At 59.2% G+C, this 18,359-nt stretch carries 17 protein-coding genes; 5 read left to right on the top strand and 12 right to left on the bottom strand.

The genetic code is table 11. The features are described 5' to 3' along the window. From GA0071314_RS02295 to GA0071314_RS02245, 11 genes are all read right to left on the bottom strand, one after another. The gene (locus GA0071314_RS02295) at window positions 1–1,206 is read right to left on the bottom strand and encodes a molybdopterin molybdotransferase MoeA (protein ID WP_074395127.1); all 1,206 of its coding nucleotides are present in this window, start codon (window positions 1,204–1,206) and stop codon (window positions 1–3) included. Continuing rightward, window positions 1,199–1,720, bottom strand: coding sequence for a molybdenum cofactor biosynthesis protein B (gene moaB / locus GA0071314_RS02290; protein WP_074395126.1), 522 nt, complete (start codon window positions 1,718–1,720; stop codon window positions 1,199–1,201). The genes GA0071314_RS02295 and moaB overlap by 8 nt, the downstream gene beginning before the upstream one ends. A 4-nt stretch (window positions 1,721–1,724) precedes the next feature. Next, window positions 1,725–2,048 carry a DUF1244 domain-containing protein gene (locus GA0071314_RS02285; protein WP_074395125.1) on the bottom strand — a complete coding sequence of 108 codons (324 nt, stop codon included), beginning with the start codon at window positions 2,046–2,048 and terminating at the stop codon, window positions 1,725–1,727. Between the two features lie 89 nt (window positions 2,049–2,137). Beyond that, entirely contained in the window at window positions 2,138–3,232 is a 1,095-nt protein-coding gene (locus GA0071314_RS02280) for a formate dehydrogenase subunit gamma (RefSeq protein WP_074395124.1), read from the bottom strand. Window positions 3,233–3,243: 11 nt separating this feature from the next. Next, window positions 3,244–3,858: a formate dehydrogenase FDH3 subunit beta gene (gene fdh3B, locus GA0071314_RS02275; protein WP_074395123.1), complete on the bottom strand. Its 615-nt coding sequence runs from the start codon at window positions 3,856–3,858 to the stop codon at window positions 3,244–3,246. A gap of 65 nt (window positions 3,859–3,923) precedes the next feature. Then, a complete protein-coding gene (locus GA0071314_RS02270; protein WP_074395122.1) occupies window positions 3,924–6,779 on the bottom strand; it encodes a formate dehydrogenase subunit alpha in 2,856 nt (951 codons plus the stop codon). A gap of 24 nt (window positions 6,780–6,803) precedes the next feature. After that, window positions 6,804–7,004 (bottom strand): twin-arginine translocation signal domain-containing protein, encoded by a 201-nt coding sequence (locus tag GA0071314_RS02265; RefSeq protein WP_082934180.1) that lies wholly within the window; start codon window positions 7,002–7,004, stop codon window positions 6,804–6,806. 98 nt (window positions 7,005–7,102) lie between these two features. Then, the gene (locus GA0071314_RS02260) at window positions 7,103–7,717 is read right to left on the bottom strand and encodes a TorD/DmsD family molecular chaperone (protein WP_074395120.1); all 615 of its coding nucleotides are present in this window, start codon (window positions 7,715–7,717) and stop codon (window positions 7,103–7,105) included. A gap of 3 nt (window positions 7,718–7,720) precedes the next feature. Further along, on the bottom strand, window positions 7,721–9,478 hold the full coding sequence (locus GA0071314_RS02255; RefSeq protein ID WP_074395119.1) for a 4Fe-4S dicluster domain-containing protein: 1,758 nt from the start codon (window positions 9,476–9,478) through the stop codon (window positions 7,721–7,723). A 250-nt stretch (window positions 9,479–9,728) separates the two neighbouring features. Next, window positions 9,729–10,373 (bottom strand): DUF3306 domain-containing protein, encoded by a 645-nt coding sequence (locus GA0071314_RS02250; protein ID WP_074395118.1) that lies wholly within the window; start codon window positions 10,371–10,373, stop codon window positions 9,729–9,731. Beyond that, window positions 10,370–10,810, bottom strand: coding sequence for a DUF3305 domain-containing protein (locus GA0071314_RS02245; protein ID WP_074395117.1), 441 nt, complete (start codon window positions 10,808–10,810; stop codon window positions 10,370–10,372). The genes GA0071314_RS02250 and GA0071314_RS02245 overlap by 4 nt, the downstream gene beginning before the upstream one ends. Window positions 10,811–10,919: 109 nt before the next feature. On the opposite strand from GA0071314_RS02245, the gene GA0071314_RS02240 reads away from it, so the two are divergent. The 5 genes from GA0071314_RS02240 to GA0071314_RS02220 are packed head-to-tail and all read left to right on the top strand — an operon-like array spanning window position 10,920 to window position 15,643. Continuing rightward, window positions 10,920–11,780, top strand: a complete 861-nt coding sequence (locus GA0071314_RS02240) for a formate dehydrogenase accessory sulfurtransferase FdhD (RefSeq protein WP_074395116.1) — start codon at window positions 10,920–10,922, stop codon at window positions 11,778–11,780. Continuing rightward, window positions 11,777–12,388, top strand: coding sequence for a molybdenum cofactor guanylyltransferase MobA (gene mobA, locus GA0071314_RS02235; protein ID WP_074395115.1), 612 nt, complete (start codon window positions 11,777–11,779; stop codon window positions 12,386–12,388). The genes GA0071314_RS02240 and mobA overlap by 4 nt, the downstream gene beginning before the upstream one ends. Further along, the gene (gene moeA / locus GA0071314_RS02230; RefSeq protein WP_074395114.1) at window positions 12,385–13,632 is read left to right on the top strand and encodes a molybdopterin molybdotransferase MoeA; all 1,248 of its coding nucleotides are present in this window, start codon (window positions 12,385–12,387) and stop codon (window positions 13,630–13,632) included. The genes mobA and moeA overlap by 4 nt, the downstream gene beginning before the upstream one ends. Beyond that, window positions 13,629–14,621 (top strand): GTP 3',8-cyclase MoaA, encoded by a 993-nt coding sequence (moaA, locus tag GA0071314_RS02225; protein ID WP_074395113.1) that lies wholly within the window; start codon window positions 13,629–13,631, stop codon window positions 14,619–14,621. Before moeA ends, moaA begins: the two co-directional genes overlap by 4 nt. Continuing rightward, the gene (locus GA0071314_RS02220; protein ID WP_074395112.1) at window positions 14,621–15,643 is read left to right on the top strand and encodes a CobW family GTP-binding protein; all 1,023 of its coding nucleotides are present in this window, start codon (window positions 14,621–14,623) and stop codon (window positions 15,641–15,643) included. Before moaA ends, GA0071314_RS02220 begins: the two co-directional genes overlap by 1 nt. Here GA0071314_RS02220 and GA0071314_RS02215 read toward each other — a convergent pair. Next, complete coding sequence (locus GA0071314_RS02215) at window positions 15,640–18,330, bottom strand: bifunctional diguanylate cyclase/phosphodiesterase (protein ID WP_074395111.1); 2,691 nt, start codon at window positions 18,328–18,330, stop codon at window positions 15,640–15,642. The genes GA0071314_RS02220 and GA0071314_RS02215 overlap by 4 nt on opposite strands. Between the last annotated feature and the right edge of the window lie 29 nt (window positions 18,331–18,359).

Below are 18,359 nucleotides of genomic sequence, written 5' to 3'. Positions count from 1 at the left end.
TTAGCTCATAAGCCAAAGACATGCCACCGGCTGCCCCATCGCAAGTTCACTGTGAGGTGGAATCACTGCCAATGCATTGGCCTGTATGCACGAGGAAAGCACTGAAGAGTTCTGATCGTCGAAGGCCATGGCTTTCGCGCCCTGGTCATCAAACGTTAGGGTTACGCGCATATAGTGCTGCCTTGGACCCGTCGACGTTGAAAACCCCGCCCGTGCAGTGACGCAGGGCAGCGACCTCAGATCGTGGCAGCGTAATAACGCGCCCATCAACGGGCGTAAAAAGAGCCACGCGCCGACAAACCCCGATACTGGATTGCCTGGCAGCCCAACAAAACGCGCCTGACCACCGCCCCGCCTAGGTAAGCGACCCAGGGCCAATGGCTTGCCCGGCCGAATGGCGAGTTTCCACATCGTAAGTTCGCCAAGCGCCTCAAGCGAAGCTTTCACGTGATCCTCTTCGCCGACGCTGACACCGCCGGTGCTAACGACCACGTCGGCGTCTTCCGCCGCCTGGGCAAGCAGTTCACGGGTACGCTCGGCATCGTCGGGCACGCTGACCTGACTCACTACCTCAGCGCCAAAGGTTTCCAGCAACCTGGTGAGCATGGGGCGGTTGGAGTTATACAACTGCCCGGGCTTGAGCGGTGTACCGGGATCAATCACTTCATCGCCGGTAGATAGTAGCGCCACCCGAGGCCGACGGCGTACGCCAACCTCTGTGACCCCCTGCCCGGCCAGGTGACCGAGGGCGGCGGCTTCCAGACGTTCACCGGCGCTTAACAGCACATCACCCTGACGCACATCGCGCCCTTTCAGACGCACATTGTCGCCGGCGGGAATATCCGCTGGAATGTGGGCAGCATTGCCATCCACCTCAACGCGCTCCTGCATGACCACACAGTCGGCCCCCGGGGGGATTTCACCGCCGGTAAAAATGCGCGCGCAGCTGCCCGGCGCCAGCGGGGTGGCCGGCGTGCCCGCCGCGATACGCTGGCTGACTTCAAGGCGCCGACCGGCTTCGGCAGCGCGCAGTGCGTAGCCATCCATGGCGCTGTTGGTGTAGGGCGGCACATCAAGCTGTGCGGTAACGTCTTCAGCCAGCACCCGCCCGGCCGCGTCGGTAAGCGCCACACGCTCCGCCGTCACGGGCGTGACATCCGCCAGCAGCGCGGCCAGAGCGTCCTCAATTGAGTGCAGCTCAGCCATGCTGGCCCCGCTCGGGGATGACCAGGTTGGCAAAGTTGCACGGCTTGTGGCGGCTGTCGAGCTGTTCGGCCAGAATACCGTCCCAGCCGGTGCGGCAGGCGCCGGTCGAGCCCGGCAGGCAGAAGATCACCGTGGCGTTGGCCAGCCCGCCGAGGCAGCGGCTTTGAATCGTCGAGCTGCCGATTTCCTCACCGCTGAGCTGGCGGAAGCGCTCGCCAAAGCCTTCGATGCGCTTATCCAGCAGAACGCCTACCGCTTCTGGGGTAGAGTCGCGGCCGGTAAAGCCGGTGCCGCCGGTGGTAATCACCACCTGCACATTGCTATCGGCAATCCACTGGGCTACGACGGCACGAATGGTATACACGTCGTCCGGCACGATGCGTTTTTCCACCAGTTCATGCCCAGCCTCGGTGAGTCGCTCGACCAACGCCTGACCACTGCGATCCGTCTCGTCGGTCCGCGTATCGGAAATCGTCAGTACGGCGATACGCAGCGGAATCATTAGCTCGTTCATGGCATCACCCCTGTTTGGCGGCTTTCTTTTTGGCGTGGTGCGCTTCCCAGGCCGCCATCTGCTCGGGTGTCGCTGGCGCTTGATAGAGCTCTTTCCATTCGCTATAGGGCATGCCGTAAACGTATTCACGGGCTTCTTCGTAGGTAAGCGGCTCGCCCCGTGCTTCCGCCGCGCTAACCAGCCATTTGGACAAACAGTTACGACAGAAGTCAGCCAGGATCATCAGATCGATATTCTGCACGTCTTTATTGTCATCAAGATGCTGCAGCAAACGGCGAAACGCCGCTGCTTCGAGTTCGGTACGGGTGGTGTCGTCAAACTTATCCATCGCCTTTGACCTCTATGGAGTGAAATTAAGCTCAGCATAACAAAAGACACCGCCCGTAGGCGGTGTCTTTTGCAACATTCCAACGCGCCTTACGAGGAGCGTGTGGCGGGAGACTCACCGGAGTCTTTTGAAGCTTTCCGATCGGCCAGATCCTGCTCGGAAACTGCCTGATCCTTGACCTCTTCGTACCACAAGTTGTGGTGCTCTTTGGCCCAGGTTTCATCGACGTAGCCGGTAGTCATGCCTTCAAGCGAGCCTTCCGTGCCCAGGGTGCCGATGTAGATGTGACCGATCGACACGGCCGTCAGCCCCAGGGCGCCCACCGCGTGAACGAGATTAGCCCACTGCATGGTGTCGCGTCCCTGACCGAAGTTGGGGAAGTCGAGCACGAAGCCGCTGGCAACCACCAGAAGCCCAACCGTGGCCAATAGCCAATACCAGGCTTTTTCGCCACCGTTGGCAAAACCGGCGTCCACGTGCCCTTTACCTACAAGGCCGCCACCTTTCTTGAACCATTCCAGGTCGTGCTTTTTGGGTAGGTTGTCTTTGATTAGACTGACCAGCAGTATGACCAGCAAGATACCGAAGATTGGTCCCAGATAGTTGTGCAGCACCTTGGAGGAGGAAACCATCCATCCCCAAAAGGCATCGCCAAACAGGCCGCGGAAGACGAACTTGCCGAACAGCAGGTTAAGCCCAGTAAGCGCCAGGACAATGAACAGCGATGCCACCGACCAGTGCAAGGCACGCATGAAAAGCGGCCAGCGGAACAGCTTGCGTCCCGTTCGGGGTTCCTCAAGATGCTTGCGACCAATGATCAGGTAGAACAGCGTAATGATCCCGATCATGCCGCCAATCACGATCAACCCGAAAGGTGACACCCAGCGATTACGCCATTGACGCCAGGTTTCCCCGCTAGAATTGATCAGATTGTAGTTACTCTCGTAACGCGAGTCGCGATAGTTGGCATCGGTTTCGCCGCTGCGCACTTCCCGCCACTGGTCAGCATCGATACCCGGCGCTGCCGTGCCCATCTCCCGGTCAGGGTCGGCCTGGGCACTCGCCACCTGTGTCACGCCGAGACTCAGCACCAGCACAAAAGCCAACAATAGCCAGCGCCAAACCCCTTGCCAGAGGTTCAGATGCGGCACCCCACCGGGCGCCTGAGCAGTCAACTGGTTCATGGAAAGCCTCCTTACCCTTTACGGGCAGCATCATAGGCTAGGTTGTCGGCACTGGCCTGAGGGTTGTTAGACCAGGCGCCATCCTCGTGACCGCGATGCACCACGCGCTGACGGAAAATATCGGCAACGTCTTGGGCGTCGCCCGCCAGCAGCGCCTTGGTGGAGCACATTTCCGCGCACAGTGGTAGTTTGCCTTCGGCGATGCGGTTGGAGCCGTACTTCTCGTACTCTTCTTCTTTGCTTTCGGCTGGGCCGCCGGCACAGAAAGTACATTTGTCCATCTTGCCACGCTCGCCGAACGCATCCTGCTGCGGGAACTGTGGGGCGCCGAACGGGCAGGCGTACAGGCAGTAGCCACAGCCGATACACAGGTCTTTGTCGTGCAACACGATGCCGTCGTCGGTTTTATAGAAGCAGTCAGTGGGGCACACTGCCATGCAAGGCGCGTCGTCACAGTGCATGCAGGCAACCGAAATGGACATTTCATCGGCTTCGCCGTCATTTAGTGTCACAACGCGACGACGTTGAATGCCCCATTCGACATCATTGGCATTTTTACAGGCGGTAACGCAGCCGTTGCATTCGATGCAGCGTTCGGCGTCACACATAAATTTCATTTGAGCCATGGTGTTCTCCTCATACGGTGCGGGATGTCGCCCACACCGTGGATGCTGTCAGGTCTGGGCGGGCCTTAGGCACGCTCGATACGGCAGATGGTGCACTTGGTCTCTTGCATCAGTGTCACCGGATCGTAGCCATAAGTGGTCGCGGTATTGGCCGCTTCGCCAATGACGTAGGGCGCTGTGCCTTCTGGGTAAATGCCTTCCAGGCTTTCGCCCTGGAACATGCCGCCAAAGTGGAACGGCATAAAGGCCACCTTGCGGTCCACGCGTGGAGTGACCATCGCTTTGACTTTCACCCGGCCGCCTTCGGCGCCTTCGACCCATACCTCGTCGCCGTCGCTGATGCCTAAATCATTCGCATCGGCAGGATTGATCTCAACGAACATCTCTTGTTGAAGCTCAGCCAGCCACGACATGGAACGCGTTTCTTCACCACCGCCTTCGTATTCCACCAAACGCCCGGAGGTAAGGATGATGGGATAGTCATCCACCGAGGGTGCGCCATCCTGTACGCTCTTGTACATCGTCGGCAGTCGCATAATGGAGTCAAAGTCGTCCCAGGTCGGGTATTTATCGACCAGGTCACGGCGTGTTGAGTAAAGCGGCTCGCGGTGCTTGGGCACGCCATCGGGGAAGGTCCACACCACCGCGCGGGCTTTGGCGTTGCCATAGGGCGCACAGCCGTGCTCGATCGCCACGCGCTGTATGCCGCCGGATAAATCGGTTTTCCAGTTTTTGCCGTCCGCCGCTTCTTTCTCCTCGTCGGTGAGATCATCCCACCAGCCAAGGTCTTTGAGCAGTTGATCAGTAAACTCTGGGTAGCCGTCGTCAATGTCGCCCTCAACCGGTGCCGAACCTTCGGCCAGCAGATTGACCCCATCGCGTTCGATACCGAAACGCGCACGGAAACCCATACCGCCTTCCATCACCGGTACGCTGATGTCGTAAAGGTTGGGCGAACCTGGGTGCTTAAACTCCGGTGTGCCCCAGCAGGGCCAGGGTAAGCCGTAGTAGTCGCCATCGGCCGGGCCACCTTGGGCGCGCAGGTTCTCGAAGCTGAAGGTATGCCAGTTTTTCTGGTGCTCTTTCAGCCGCTCCGGGCTCTGCCCGGTGTAGCCGACCGTCCACATGCCGCTGTTAATTTCGCGCAGGATATCTTCGATCAGCGGCTCATCGCCGTTCATTTCGTAGTTGGCCACCAGCTCTTCGCCAAACCCGAGCTTGCGAGCGAACAGGTACATGATCTCGTGATCGGGCTTGGACTCGAACAGCGGATCGATGACTTTATCGCGCCACTGCAGTGAGCGGTTGGTCGCCGTCACGCTGCCGGTGGTTTCGAACTGGGTCGCTGCCGGCAGCAGGTACACACCATCCGTACGGTCGTGCATAACAGCCGCAACCGTCGGGTAGGGGTCGACGATGACCATCATTTCAAGCTTTTTCATCGCCTGTTGCATCTCGACGCCGCGGGTCTGGGAATTCACCGCATGGCCCCAATAGAACATGGCTTTGAGCGCGGTGCGCTGGGAGATGTTTTCGTCTTCCTCCAGCACCCCGTCAACCCAGCGCGATACGGTAATACCGCTGGTGTTCATGGGCTTGCCGTCAGCATATTCGCTGTCGTCGAAACGCTCTTTCAGCCAGTCGTAGTCAACGTCCCATACCTTGGCCCAGTGCTGCCAGGCACCTTCTGCCAGGCCGTAGTAACCCGGCAAGGAGTCAGAACCCAGGCCCAGGTCGGTGGCGCCTTGAACGTTGTCGTGGCCACGCAAAATATTGGCCCCGCCACCCGACTTGCCAATGTTGCCCAGCGCCAGCTCTAGAATGCAGTAGGCGCGGGTGTTGTTGTTGCCGGTAGTATGCTGGGTACCGCCCATGCACCACACCACACAGCCGGGGCGATTGTCGGCCAGCCGCTTGGCAACGTCGCGCATGTCTTCTTCGCTAACGCCAGTGATGTCTTCCACAACGTCCGGCGGGAAATTGGCGACTTCTTCGCGCACCTCATCCATGCCGTAAACGCGCTGGCTGATGTATTCGCTATCTTCCCAGCCGTTTTCAAAGATGTGCCATAGCAGGCCCCAGATATACGCCACATCGGAACCCGGGCGAATGCGCACGAACTTATTGGCTTTGGCCGCCGTGCGGGTAAAGCGCGGATCAGCGACGATGATGTCGCAGTTGTTACGCTCCTTGGCAATCAGGAAGTGCTGCATCGCCACCGGGTGGGCTTCTGACGGATTCGAGCCAATGAACAGCATCGACTTGCTCTTTTGCATGTCGTTAAGCGAGTTGGTCATCGCTCCGTAGCCCCAGGTATTGGCTACCCCGGCAACCGTGGTTGAGTGACAAATACGCGCTTGGTGGTCGGTATTGTTAGTCCCCCACATGGAAGCAAGTTTGCGCATCAAGTACGCCTGCTCATTGCTGAACTTGGCTGAACCCAACCAGTAAACGCTATCAGGACCGTGCTCTTCGCGAAGCTCAAGCAGCTTGTCGCCAATTTCTTCAATGGCGTCGTCCCAGCTCATGCGTTCCCATTCACCGCCAACCAACTTCATGGGGTATTTCAAACGGCGGCTGGAATGGCCGTGCTGGCGTAACGAAGCCCCTTTGGCGCAGTGCGCACCGCGGTTGATCGGATGGTCGAAGGCAGGCTCTTGCTTGGTCCAAATACCCTCTTGCACTTCGGCGTACACGCCGCAGCCCACCGAGCAGTGCGAACAGATCGTGCGCTTGGTTTCCACTGGCGAGTCGAGCACCGGGGTTTTGTCCGCCGACTCGGCACGCCGCATCATGGGCGCGCCCATAAAGCCTAGCGCGGCCACACCACCGGTCGCTGCACCGCTGCGTTGAATAAACTGGCGGCGCGAAATACCCAGGCCGGGCGCTTTGGGAGTGTCTGTTTTGCGAGTTAAACGCATGGCAATTCTCCTGGCATTCCGCCGTCAGTCACGCAAGGTGGCGTAAAAAGCACGGACGTGATCGGTCTCACGGTAATTTGTTGTCGGTTTTTCAGCGTCGCTGGGTGCGCTATCGGCTTGCGCCAAGGTGACATGGCCCACCGCAGCGGCAGCACCCGCTGCGGCTGTTCCCAACCCCACGGTTTTCATAAACCGGCGGCGCTCAGGATTGTGTGACTTTTGCATGGTGTTCTCCTCTCTTGCCATGGCCTTTGGCCGTTTTGTCTTATGCTATGGCTGCCGCGCGCCCACCCGACGGTGAATCTACGCATTAGCGCGTCACGTCAAGGTTCTACGATTCGTACCGGGGCATGGCTCGCCTCAATGGCTAAGCGAGCCTCTTCGCTCTCCATGAAAGCGCTACCCAACTGCCCGAGCGCTGCATAAAAAGCCGTGTCGACCTGCCCTAGGTCGTTAAAACAGTCGCTTGCCCAAGGGGCAAGGTGATGCATAAAGAAGTGCGCCTGGTCCGCGCTCGTCGCGTCGATCAGCATGGCCATCACCTCGCAGAGCGCGGCCAGGTGATCCTCAGGGTCCTTTGTGTGCTCGCTGCGCTCGAAGCCCAGTGCACCAAGATCGCGACGCAGCGCCACCAGCGCTGCCTCCATCAATTCGCCGTTGCGGTACCAGGAGGCATAGGGCACGACATCGCCCTGAATCACGCCCACCAGGTGGCCGAAATGCGCGCGTTTCAAAGGCGCGGTGTCGGCACTGTCAGCGGCCTGGCTAAGCCCGCGCCAGCACTCGGCCAGACGGCTTCCGTCCTGTTCGATGTCCAGCGAGGCCAGCCAGCCGAGCAGTTCCTCGCTAGGCACTTCACGGAGGAGCGCGGCCAGCAGCCGATAGATATCAGCGCGTAAAGCATCGGCCTCATTCAGCGCTGGGGCAGTTTGCGTCATGGCTTATATCCTCAACTGGGCGTCAGGATCACGGATCATGGTTTTCCACACGTCTTTCACCCGGCAGTCCTCACACATTTCCAGGCGCAGCATGGCATCGCCTGCAAAATAGGGGTGATCGGCCAACTTGGCCTTGATGTTAGCGACCGTGCTTGCCGTGGCGAACGGTTTGCCGCAGCCGATGCACTCGAAGGGCGCTTCTTCGTGACACACCTGAAGCGTTTCACGCTCGTCAGCGGCCAAAAAGCCCGGCATCAGCGTAATGGCATCTTCAGGGCAGGCCTGCTCGCAGAGCCCACACTGCACACAATCCGCTTCGCGGAAGTTCAGCGAAGGCGCTTTGCCACCGGAGGAAAGCGCCGGCGTCGGGCAGTTACTGACACAGGCATGGCACAGCGTACAGGCGTCACTGTCGACCTGAATGCTCCCGTACGCCGCGCCTTGCGGCATGGCGTGGCGCTGACCGCTAGGCGCACCCAGTTCGGCCAGGCGTGCCAACACGATATTCAGACGGGCGCGCTTATTGGGCTCGTTCAGCGCCAGCGGCTGGTCGGTCAACGGCGTCAGCATGGGCAACGCGTCGCGTGCCTGAGCATCGTCGTCGGCCAGCAGTTGCACGCGATCAGGGTCGTGCCCCAAGGCGGTCAACAACGTCTGGGCCTGGCGCACCTGGTCAGCCAAAAAGGCACTCAGCCGGGCGGGCATATCGGCATGCTGCTGAATGCGCACTTCGGCAGCGCCGCTGGCCAGAGCGGTCAGCCACTGGTCATGCCCGGCCGCCCCAAGCTCTTCTAAAGGGATATCTAACACGTGCCCGGCGGGCGTGACGCCGGCCGCCTGTTCAGCGTCCTGCGAGTCGTGGGTGATAAAGCGCAGCACAGGCGCCTGGCCACCCGCCTCGCGGTAGGCAGCAAGCCACGTGGACAGCGTGTCCTGCTGACGGCGCGTGTCAGGCAAGCGAAACTCAATGGCACCGGTGGGGCAGGCGCTGGTACAGCTGCCCACACCCTGGCAAAGGTAGGGATCGATCTCGATCTGCGATTCAATGCGGCCCTGGTGGCTGCTAATAGCATCGGCGGGACACACGTCCAGGCAGCGGGTGCAGCCGGTGTTGCCGCTGGAGGAATGCGCGCAGAGATCGCTGTTGACCTGGAAATAACGCGGCTTGTCGAACTCGCCGACCAGCTCAGCGACCGCATCCACCGCGTCGCGGCGGCGGTCGACGTCCGTCCAGTCGAGGAGCACGTAGCCGGGGGGCGGCAGCTCGGCAGCCATCACCGGATTGGCATTCAGATCCAACACCACGTCGAAGTGGTCACGATCGATAAACGCCCGGGCCAGATTGAGCGGAGCCTCAACATCGTCATCGAGCTGAACATCAAATGCACCCAGGTGACCTGAAATACGTAACGCAGTGATCTGGCCGGGGGTCATTACATGGCGAACGAGCGGTTGGGCGTGGCCCTGTGGAGATGTGTCTAGCGGCGTTTCAGTTTGCGGCGACGCCTCTGGCGATTGCGTTGCCGGGTCGTCGGCATTAGCCATCAGCAATGTGATTGAGGCAAGCCCGCTGTTCTGAAGAGCACGACCCGCTTGCTCAGCGTCGCTAGCTGAGCCAATCACCATCGCATGACCTCGGCTATGATAGGTCACGTTGGCTGGCGTTAAGTTCGCTGGCCACGAGATGCGTTGGCGTACCGCTTCTCTGGCTTCAGCGTTACGCTGGTCGTCTAGCGACGCCAGCTGGATTCGTTGGTTCATGCATTCTCACGGTCAGAGGATCATTTTTTTATAATAGTTGATCATACTTTTTTACTATTGTGGCATAACGGCTGTGCCAATACCTAGCACTTGCTTAGCCGATCAGTCCTCATTTGATCGCCCCGTTACTCATGTTCATAAGCGTATGGTGACTGAGCAGGTTTTGCCAAGGCATTTGCACCCGGCACTTTCAACGCTGTTATCCCGCTACCACCACAACATCTTGTTTCTACTAGGCTAACGCCTATCCTTATGCTTTGGTCTGAGCGTTATCAGACTGGTCGTCTAGTGTCGCCTTCTGCTCATTCGTTGACGTAGCGGCAGCTGTTCCATCGCTGGCCTCTGACGGCAGGGTCTCGTTCTCGGCTACCGTAGACGCGGCTGGTTCGTTTACAGGTGTTTCCTCGGCAGCTTTGTCCAGGCTATCATCGGCTTTTTTAACCCAACGACGTAGCTTGCCCGCCAGCTCCGACGCCATGGGCTTCAACTGCTGGCGGTAATCCAGGTCGTAGTCGTCCAACCCATCGCGCACGTTGTAGTTGCCTGTCGACCACAGACGCTTCAACGCCCGCCGTCTCAGCGCTGCACTTACGCCGGGCACCATATAGCCACTGAAGTCGCTGCCAGCGACCAGTGTTTCAGGATCAGGCAACGTATCATCCAGGCTTCCTGGAGGCGGTGGCGCTTTGGCTGGCGCGTCAGACTCGTCGGCATCGTCGCTGTTGCGGCTTTCAAGCGCGTCTTCCAAGGAGGGCTCTTGCGAAGGCTGCGGTTCGTCTGACGATGGCGACGACGGAGCATCGCGCTGCGTTGGCTCATCGCGCTTTGCGTCCGGAGCCGGATCGTCAGGCTCGATCCCCCGTTTGATGCGTGACCAGCGCTCTAAACGACTCATTGTGGTTTCTCCTGGGTGGGCGTTTCTTTAGCGCGCCCTGCCCCTTTGCGTTTCTTCTTGCGTATTTCCATCGGCGCTTCGCCATGGCGAGCCAGGTAGCTTTCGATCCATATCTGGATTGCCATCGGCATCGCCACTTCCAGCACCTGCTGCTCACCGTCCATCCAACCGGCTGCGACATCTTGACTCGCCGTAATAGCGGCAGGCTCAGGCGCTTGGCCGGTAAATCCGGCGCGCACAAATAGCCGTGGCGTGGCGGCGGTCAGGTTGAAGCGGTATGCCGACCGCTCGGTCATGGACAACTGCAAAAACAACACATACGGGCCTTGCTCGCCTAGCGTCAGTTCACCGATACGCCACTGCGTTTGGCTAAAACGGTTAATATGCTTGGTCTCGGCGACCAGCGTAATGCTTAGCGGGCGGAGATTATCGGTCATCACATTAGCCCTTATGCGTTATTTGGAAAGACAGGTTCGGGTAGACAAGTAAGCCTTTCGAGCGCCATCATCGTCAACTCAAACGTTGTACGCACCATGAGGATCGCGGATGCCCGCCCTGGAGTTAAGCCGAGCCCGCTTACCGGCCACCACCGAGATAGACGTGGTAGACGAATTTGGTGATACCCGTCGGCAGGCCATCGCTGCTGAGCGGGCCTTGACCGTTTATCTCAACAAGCGTGAAATCGTCACGCTGATGACGCTGGGCGACGACCCGGAAGCGCTGGTGGTTGGCTACTTGCGCAACCAGGGGCTGCTGCGCGCCGCCGCCGACCTGTCCGTCGTTCAGGTCGACTGGGAGGTGGAAGCCGCCGTGGTGGTTACCGACCATCTGCCCGAGGATCTGGAAGTGCGCCTGAGCACGCGCACCGTGACCACCGGCTGCGGCCAGGGCACGGTGTTCGGCAAGCTGCTCGACCAGACCGACCTGACCGCATTGCCCGATACCCGTCTGAACCAGACAACGCTTTATCAACTGCTGAAAAACCTCAACGCCTATAATGAAACTTACCGCAGTGCCGGGGCGGTGCATGGCTGCGCGCTATGTCGTCAAAGCGACGTGCTGGATTTCGTTGAAGATGTGGGGCGGCATAACGCCGTGGACACGCTGGCGGGCCGCCAATGGTTGCAGCAGGCAGATAGCGCCGATGCCGATATTTTTTACACCACCGGGCGTTTAACGTCGGAAATGGTGCTTAAAGTCGCCCAAATGGGCATCAGCGTGCTGGTGTCGCGCTCGGGCGTCACCCAGAAAGGCGTCGAGCTGGCCGAGCGTTTTGGCGTCATGCTGATTGCCCGCGCCAAGGGTAAGCACTTTCAGGCCATCAATGCCGCAGGCCGACTCACCCTGGATGCCATTCCGCCGCGCCCGCCCCGCGCTCGCGCGGCCCATCAAGAGGCGCGCACATGATTCCCACCCATGACCTAACCGGCATGATTCTCGCTGGCGGCGAAGGCCGCCGTATGGGTGGCCGCGACAAAGGCCTCGAGCCCTTCGCCGGGCTGCCGCTGGTGGCCCACGTGGCCCAGCGCTTTAACGGACGCGTGGCCGAGTTACTGATCAACGCCAATCGCAACGCCGATGCTTATAGGATGTTTGCCGACAGCGTCATTGCCGACGCCGAAAGTGGCTTCAAAGGGCCACTGATGGGCATCTACAGCGGCTTTCGCGCCGCCAAAACACCCTGGCTGCTGGTCGCTCCCTGCGACTCACCCGCCCTGCCCGACGACCTGGTGGCACGCATGGTCGCGGGCATTGGCGAGCATGATATCGGCGTTGCCTTCGACGGCGAGCGCCTTCACCCCGTGGTGGCCTTGCTACGCACTGCGCTTGCCGATGATCTCGCCGCGACGCTTGGCGAAGGCGAGCGCAAGATCGACCGTTGGTACGCCCGCCACGCGTGGTGCAAGGTGGATATGTCGGACTGCCCGGACGCCTTTGCCAATCTCAACACCGAGGAAGAGAAATTCCGCCTGGAAGCCGCTTTAGCCCCCAAGACAAAACCGGCGACGCCATGACCCTGTCCTGCTTTGAACTCGGCGAACAGATGCTCAGCGTGGAGGAAGCGCGGACGGCGCTGGCCACGCTGGTCGAACGCCCCGTGGGTAGCGAGCAGGTGGCACTGGCCGAGGCCCATGGTCGACGGCTGGCCGAGGCCATCACGGCGGCCATCAACGTGCCGCAGAATACCAACGCCGCGATGGACGGCGTGGCGCTGGCCTGGACACAGGACGCGCCAACCGACTGGGCCTTGGTTGGCGATGCCTTTGCCGGGCAGGCCTTCGAAGGCCGCGTTGCCAGCGGACAGTGCGTGCGCATTACCACCGGCGCCCCGCTGCCGCCGGGGACCGACACGGTGATCATGCGCGAGCAGCTGAGCGAGCATGGAAGCCGCGTGGTGATTGACGCCCCCGAGCGCGTCAAACGCGGCCAAAACGTGCGCCAAGCAGGCGAGGACATTACCAAAGGCAGCATTGCTCTGCCCGCAGGCACGCGATTGGACGCCGCCGCCCTGGGACTGATAGCGTCACTGGGATGGGCTGAGGTGTCCGTTTACCAACGTCCAAAAGTGGCAGTTTTTTCGACCGGTAATGAAGTCACCGCGCCTGGCGATGCCTTGCCTGGTGACGGTATTTACGACGCCAACCGCTTTACGCTGGCCGGGCTACTCAACGAGCACGGTGCCGACGTCGTCGACCTGGGCATTCTGCCGGACGACTTCAACGCATTGACGGAGACGCTGGCAGACGCCGCGGCGAGAAGTGACCTGGTGATTTCCAGCGGCGGCGTATCGGTGGGCCATGCGGATTTTACCCGCGCCGCACTGGAAAAACTGGGGCGGCTGGCCTTCTGGCGGGTGGCTTTGCGACCGGGACGCCCCATGGCTTGCGGCTGGCTGGGTGCATCACGCACGCCTTTCGTCGGCTTGCCCGGCAATCCCGTGGCGGTCATGGTAACCTTTCTACAATTTGTCGTACCGCTGTTACAGCGGCTTCAAGGGCAGCCGATTCACCCCCCCCGCCGCCTCCAGGCGATTGCCGACGAAACATTGAAAAGCCGCTTTCAACGGACAGACTTTATTCGTGGGGTCTACCATAGTGATAGGAATGGACAGCTACACGTGCGTAGCACCGGTGCCCAAGGGTCGGGTATTTTAACCTCGATGGTGGCAGCTAATTGTTTGATTGAGCTCGCCGATGACCAGGACGGCGTACAACCAGGCGAGGTAGTCAGCATACAACCACTAACGGAATGGCTATGACCGAGCAACTGATTGACGACTTTGGCCGCCGCATTAGCTATGTGCGTATCTCGGTGACCGATCGCTGCGACTTCCGCTGCGTTTACTGCATGAGCGAGGAAATGACTTTTCTTCCTCGCGCGCAGGTTCTCACGCTGGAAGAACTGGCCATGGTCGCCCGCGCCTTTACCGAGCTAGGCGTCGAGAAGATCCGTCTGACGGGCGGTGAGCCCCTGGTACGCCGTGACATTACCCAACTGGTTGATGAAATCGGCTCCATGCCGGGCCTTAACGACTTCACGATGACCACCAACGGCGCCAGCCTGCGTAAGCATGCCAAGCAACTGTACGCGGGCGGGTTACGGCGGCTTAACATCAGCCTGGATTCACTTGATGCGGAACGCTTCAAGCAACTCACCCGGACCGGCGACCTGGACAAAGTGATCGACGGTATCCATGCCGCTCAAGAAGCAGGCTTTGAGCGTATCAAGCTTAATGCGGTCATTTTGAAAGGGCGCAACGACGATGAAGTGCTGGATCTGGTCGACTTTGCCCGCCGTGAAGCGCTGGACATCAGTTTTATCGAGGAAATGCCCCTAGGCGATGTTTCCGACCACTCGCGTGCGGAAACCTTCTACTCCAGCGACGACGTTCAAGCGCTGATAGAAGCGCGTTACCCGTTGATCGCCACCCCGGAAACAACGCCCGGCCCATCGCGCTACTTCCGCATGGCCGACAGCAACAGTCGCATCGGTTTTATTTCGCCGCACAGCCATAACTTCTGCGATACCTGCAACCGAGTGCGCGTCACCGTCGAAGGGCGATTGCTGCTTTGCCTGGGTAACGAGCACTCGGTGGACTTACGCGCGGTACTGCGTCGTCACCCAGGTAATATGCAGGCGCTGAAAGACGCGATTATTAATGCCCTCCCGCTTAAACCCGAGCGCCACCACTTCACCACCGACGGCGATGTGCAGGTAGTGCGCTTTATGAACATGACCGGCGGCTAATGTTGCAAGAATTATCCAATGTACCGGTGCACATCATTACCGGCTTTTTGGGAAGCGGAAAAACCACGCTTATCCACAGCCTGATCGAACAAAAGCCTGTGGATGAAAAGTGGGCGATTCTGGTCAACGAGTTTGGCCAGATCGGTATCGACCAGGCGATGTTTGAAACCCGCGATGACGTGGTAGTGAAAGGCCTACCCGGCGGCTGCCTATGCTGCCAGCTGGCCTTTGTCCTCCAGGCCGCCCTGGTCAATTTGCTGGCACGCAGCCGTCCCGACCGGGTGATCATCGAACCTTCCGGTCTTGGCCACCCCGCCGGTTTGGTCGACCTGTTGCGCGGCGAGGCGTTTCAGGGAACCGTGGAGGTGCGCGATATTATCGCAACCCTGGACCCGCGCCGCCTGGATGAACCCCGCGTTGTCGCCCACGAGACCTTCCGCGACCAGTTGGAAATTGCCGACGCTGTCGCTCTGACCATGCGCAATCAATGTACCGCCGAACAGCTCAGCGCGGCACATGCCTTCATTGCCGAGCGCTGGCCACCGCGTAAGTGGGTCCATGAGGTGCACGACGGCCATCTGCCGCTGTCACGCCTGCTGGAAGGCGGACACGCTCAGGGCAGCAGCACCACTCCGGACGCCCACCAGCCGCAATCTGCGCCACCGAGTTTGGAAGGTGGTTTTTTCGACTTCCCGCCAGCGCCTGGCAAACCACAGTGCGAAACCGGCTCGTCACTGGGTTACACCAGCACTGGATTGCGCTGGCACCCTAGCGATTGCTTCGACCTTGACCGCTTGGCGGCCTATCTTGGCGAGCTACATGGGGATGTTCGTGTTAAAGGGGTATTTCACACTCATAATGGCTGGCGGCAGCTTAATCGTGCGGGCGGCACGCTGAGCGTTACGCCATCTGCCTGGCGGCAGGATTCACGTGTGGAGGTCATTGCAGCTGAGTTGTCAGCCTCGCACCTGCCAGACGCTGACATCCTCATAGCCGCGTTCGCGGATACCTCGATAGTTTAAGGCAAATGTCCACCTTTTAACCACGCCTCTAGCACGTCTAGCGGCATCGGCCTTCCATATAGAAAGCCTTGGTAGGTATGACACCCGTGGGTCAGCAGCCACGCCTGCTGCTTTTCACTCTCAACGCCTTCGGCAATGATTTCAAGCGACAGACTTTGCGCCAGCGCAATGGTGCTTTCCACAATCGCGGCATTCGCCTTGCTGTCAATTACCTGTTTTACAAAGGACTGATCGATTTTTAATTGATCGAGAGGCAACTGCGCAACATACGCAAGCGACGAGTAACCGGTACCGAAGTCGTCCAGCGCAAAACGCACACCCCGCTGTTTAAGCTGCTGCATCTTGTCACGGGCATCATCACGCGCTTCGACAAATAAAGATTCGGTTACCTCCAGCTTAAGCTTGTGCCAAGGCGCGCCGGTACGTTGCAATATGCCCTCCACTTTGGCGACAAAATCTGCCTGCTGGAACTGCAGCGGGCTTACGTTAACTGCCACGCTCAGCTCGGCAAACGCAGGCTGGCTGGCCCATTGCGCCAGTTGCGTACAGGCAGCCTCGAGCACCCAATCACCCACTGGGTTAATCAGTTCGGTCGATTCCAGTAGGGGAATAAACTCGTCGGGCATGACCAGTCCGCGTTCCGAATGCTGCCAGCGCAACAGCCCTTCGACACCTATGCAGCGACCGTCTTGGTCGACCTGAGGCTGGTAGTACAGTCGCCACTCCTGATTAGCGAGCGCTTGGCGCAGCTCGTTTTCCAAGCGTACTCGTGCCAACAGTTCGGCTTGCATGGCGGGATCGAAAAAGCTCAGCGCACTGCGGCCGCTACTTTTGGCTTGAAAAAGCGCCATGTCGGCCTGCTGTAAATAATCGTCTACCGAGCTTGCATGATCACTTACCACCGTTATACCAATGCTTGCCGTCACGCTTAGGCTTTCATCTTGAACGGCAATTGGCTGTTGAATCACGTCTTGTAGTTTTTGCGCAATACTCTCGGCAAGCTCGGCGGTATGCTCACGATTTTTGCCCAATCCTTCGATTAGCACGGCAAATTCGTCTCCCCCCAGCCGCGCCAGGGTATCGGTTTCACGCAGCATATGCCCCATTATGCGTGCCAAGTGCTGTAGCAACTGGTCGCCGGCGAAATGGCCTAGAGTGTCGTTGATTTGCTTGAAGTTATCGATATCAATGAATAGCAAGGCACCACAGTGCGCATACCGGTTGACGTCCTTAAGCGCGGCCTCCATGCGGTCCATGAACAGCCGGCGATTGGCAAGCCCGGTGAGAGGGTCGTAAAACGCCAGTTGATGAATTTCCTGCTCTGCTGCTTTACGTTCACTAATATCACTCATGGTCGCCACGTAATGGGTCAGCGCGCCTTGCGGGTCGTAGACGGCGCTAATGGTCAACCATTCGGGAAATACATCGCCATTTTTGCGCCGGTTCCAGATTTCTCCTTCCCAACTGCCGGTGGACTGCACTCGCCGCCATATCTTGCGGTAAAACGAGGCGTCGTGGCGACCCGAGTTGAGCATGCGTGTGCTCTTACCCACGACATCGTCTTCGCTGTAGCCGGTAATCCTCGTGAAGGTCTCGTTAACCTTCAAAATGCGCCCTTTGTCATCGGCAATCAACATGCCCAAGTGGGTCTGGAACGCCGTGGCAGAAATCCGCAGTTCCGCTTCACTTTGAGACAACCGATGTTCAAAACGTAGCCGATTCAGATAATGGCGCACCCCCCAAGCGCCCAACAGGGCAATCAACACCATGACACCAGCCAGTATGCCGGCTCGTTGCCGCCAACTGGCCAATTGCAGTTGGACGTCTTCGCCGACAACCACAAGCAGCGGCAGCGCTTCTATCCACTGCATTTGAAACAGTCGCTCGCGCTGGTCCAGCGGCGAGGTTAATTGCAGCGACCACTTCTCGTCGCCACGCTCAATCATCGTCAGGGTTTCGGGGCTGTCGACTTGCCATCCGGATGGCAAGGGGTCATCCAGCGCGGGCAACCGTGCGATCAGCTTAAGCTCAGCGTCGACCAGGGCAATGCTTTCACCTTCCGCAATACCCAGGCGTTGCAAGGCACGCTCGAACACCCCAGGGGAAATACGCGCCACTGCAATGCCATTAAACTCACCGTTGCTGCGTGTTAACCGTCGCGCTTGATAGAGAAAGTAACGATCATCGTGAGAGGCCAAGTAGAGCGGCGTCACCAGCTTGGTGCGTTCCGGCTGGTCGCGAAAGGCTTGAAAAAAGGCACTATCGCTCAGATCGCGGCCTACCATATCCGTTCTAATTGTGCTGGCTTGCAAAATGCCCTCGGCATCAATCACACCAATATCATCAATCCAATCCACATAGCGGCTACGGTTGAGTAAGGCACGCATTAACACCTGAGATTCGCCTTGGGTCGGCATACCCTCAAGCTCGATCAGCTCTGCAATGCTCAATAATGCCTGGTCACTTTGCGCAAAGACGCCTTTTGCCCACTCGACCACGACATCCGCTCGGGCGGCATTGCGTGCTTCAAGGGCATGAATTTCTTGGCGATATTGTTCGTAGAGTATCCACGCGAAGATACTTAGAAGCAGCAAAAGCGCTACCCCGTAAAGCGTCAACGCACCATGGCGCTGTTGGCGATACTTTTTCGCCAAATCGGCCGATAACGGAGTAACAGGTTGTGGCATTGCGCGGACGCCTTGTCATAAAGTGGCAT

This window comes from Halomonas sp. HL-93 (genome assembly GCF_900086985.1).
Lineage (GTDB): Bacteria > Pseudomonadota > Gammaproteobacteria > Pseudomonadales > Halomonadaceae > Vreelandella.
This window is presented reverse-complemented; position numbering and strand designations above follow the sequence as displayed.

What these genes read in the sequence shown, in the direction of transcription:
- GA0071314_RS02295 (WP_074395127.1), bottom strand. Translation starts at nt 1,206, where the DNA reads ATGGCTGAGCTGCACTCAATTGAGGACGCTCTGGCCGCGCTGCTGGCG.
- moaB (WP_074395126.1), bottom strand. Translation starts at nt 1,720, where the DNA reads ATGAACGAGCTAATGATTCCGCTGCGTATCGCCGTACTGACGATTTCC.
- GA0071314_RS02285 (WP_074395125.1), bottom strand. Translation starts at nt 2,048, where the DNA reads ATGGATAAGTTTGACGACACCACCCGTACCGAACTCGAAGCAGCGGCG.
- GA0071314_RS02280 (WP_074395124.1), bottom strand. Translation starts at nt 3,232, where the DNA reads ATGAACCAGTTGACTGCTCAGGCGCCCGGTGGGGTGCCGCATCTGAAC.
- fdh3B (WP_074395123.1), bottom strand. Translation starts at nt 3,858, where the DNA reads ATGGCTCAAATGAAATTTATGTGTGACGCCGAACGCTGCATCGAATGC.
- GA0071314_RS02270 (WP_074395122.1), bottom strand. Translation starts at nt 6,779, where the DNA reads ATGCGTTTAACTCGCAAAACAGACACTCCCAAAGCGCCCGGCCTGGGT.
- GA0071314_RS02265 (WP_082934180.1), bottom strand. Translation starts at nt 7,004, where the DNA reads ATGCAAAAGTCACACAATCCTGAGCGCCGCCGGTTTATGAAAACCGTG.
- GA0071314_RS02260 (WP_074395120.1), bottom strand. Translation starts at nt 7,717, where the DNA reads ATGACGCAAACTGCCCCAGCGCTGAATGAGGCCGATGCTTTACGCGCT.
- GA0071314_RS02255 (WP_074395119.1), bottom strand. Translation starts at nt 9,478, where the DNA reads ATGAACCAACGAATCCAGCTGGCGTCGCTAGACGACCAGCGTAACGCT.
- GA0071314_RS02250 (WP_074395118.1), bottom strand. Translation starts at nt 10,373, where the DNA reads ATGAGTCGTTTAGAGCGCTGGTCACGCATCAAACGGGGGATCGAGCCT.
- GA0071314_RS02245 (WP_074395117.1), bottom strand. Translation starts at nt 10,810, where the DNA reads ATGACCGATAATCTCCGCCCGCTAAGCATTACGCTGGTCGCCGAGACC.
- GA0071314_RS02240 (WP_074395116.1), top strand. Translation starts at nt 10,920, where the DNA reads ATGCCCGCCCTGGAGTTAAGCCGAGCCCGCTTACCGGCCACCACCGAG.
- mobA (WP_074395115.1), top strand. Translation starts at nt 11,777, where the DNA reads ATGATTCCCACCCATGACCTAACCGGCATGATTCTCGCTGGCGGCGAA.
- moeA (WP_074395114.1), top strand. Translation starts at nt 12,385, where the DNA reads ATGACCCTGTCCTGCTTTGAACTCGGCGAACAGATGCTCAGCGTGGAG.
- moaA (WP_074395113.1), top strand. Translation starts at nt 13,629, where the DNA reads ATGACCGAGCAACTGATTGACGACTTTGGCCGCCGCATTAGCTATGTG.
- GA0071314_RS02220 (WP_074395112.1), top strand. Translation starts at nt 14,621, where the DNA reads ATGTTGCAAGAATTATCCAATGTACCGGTGCACATCATTACCGGCTTT.
- GA0071314_RS02215 (WP_074395111.1), bottom strand. Translation starts at nt 18,330, where the DNA reads ATGCCACAACCTGTTACTCCGTTATCGGCCGATTTGGCGAAAAAGTAT.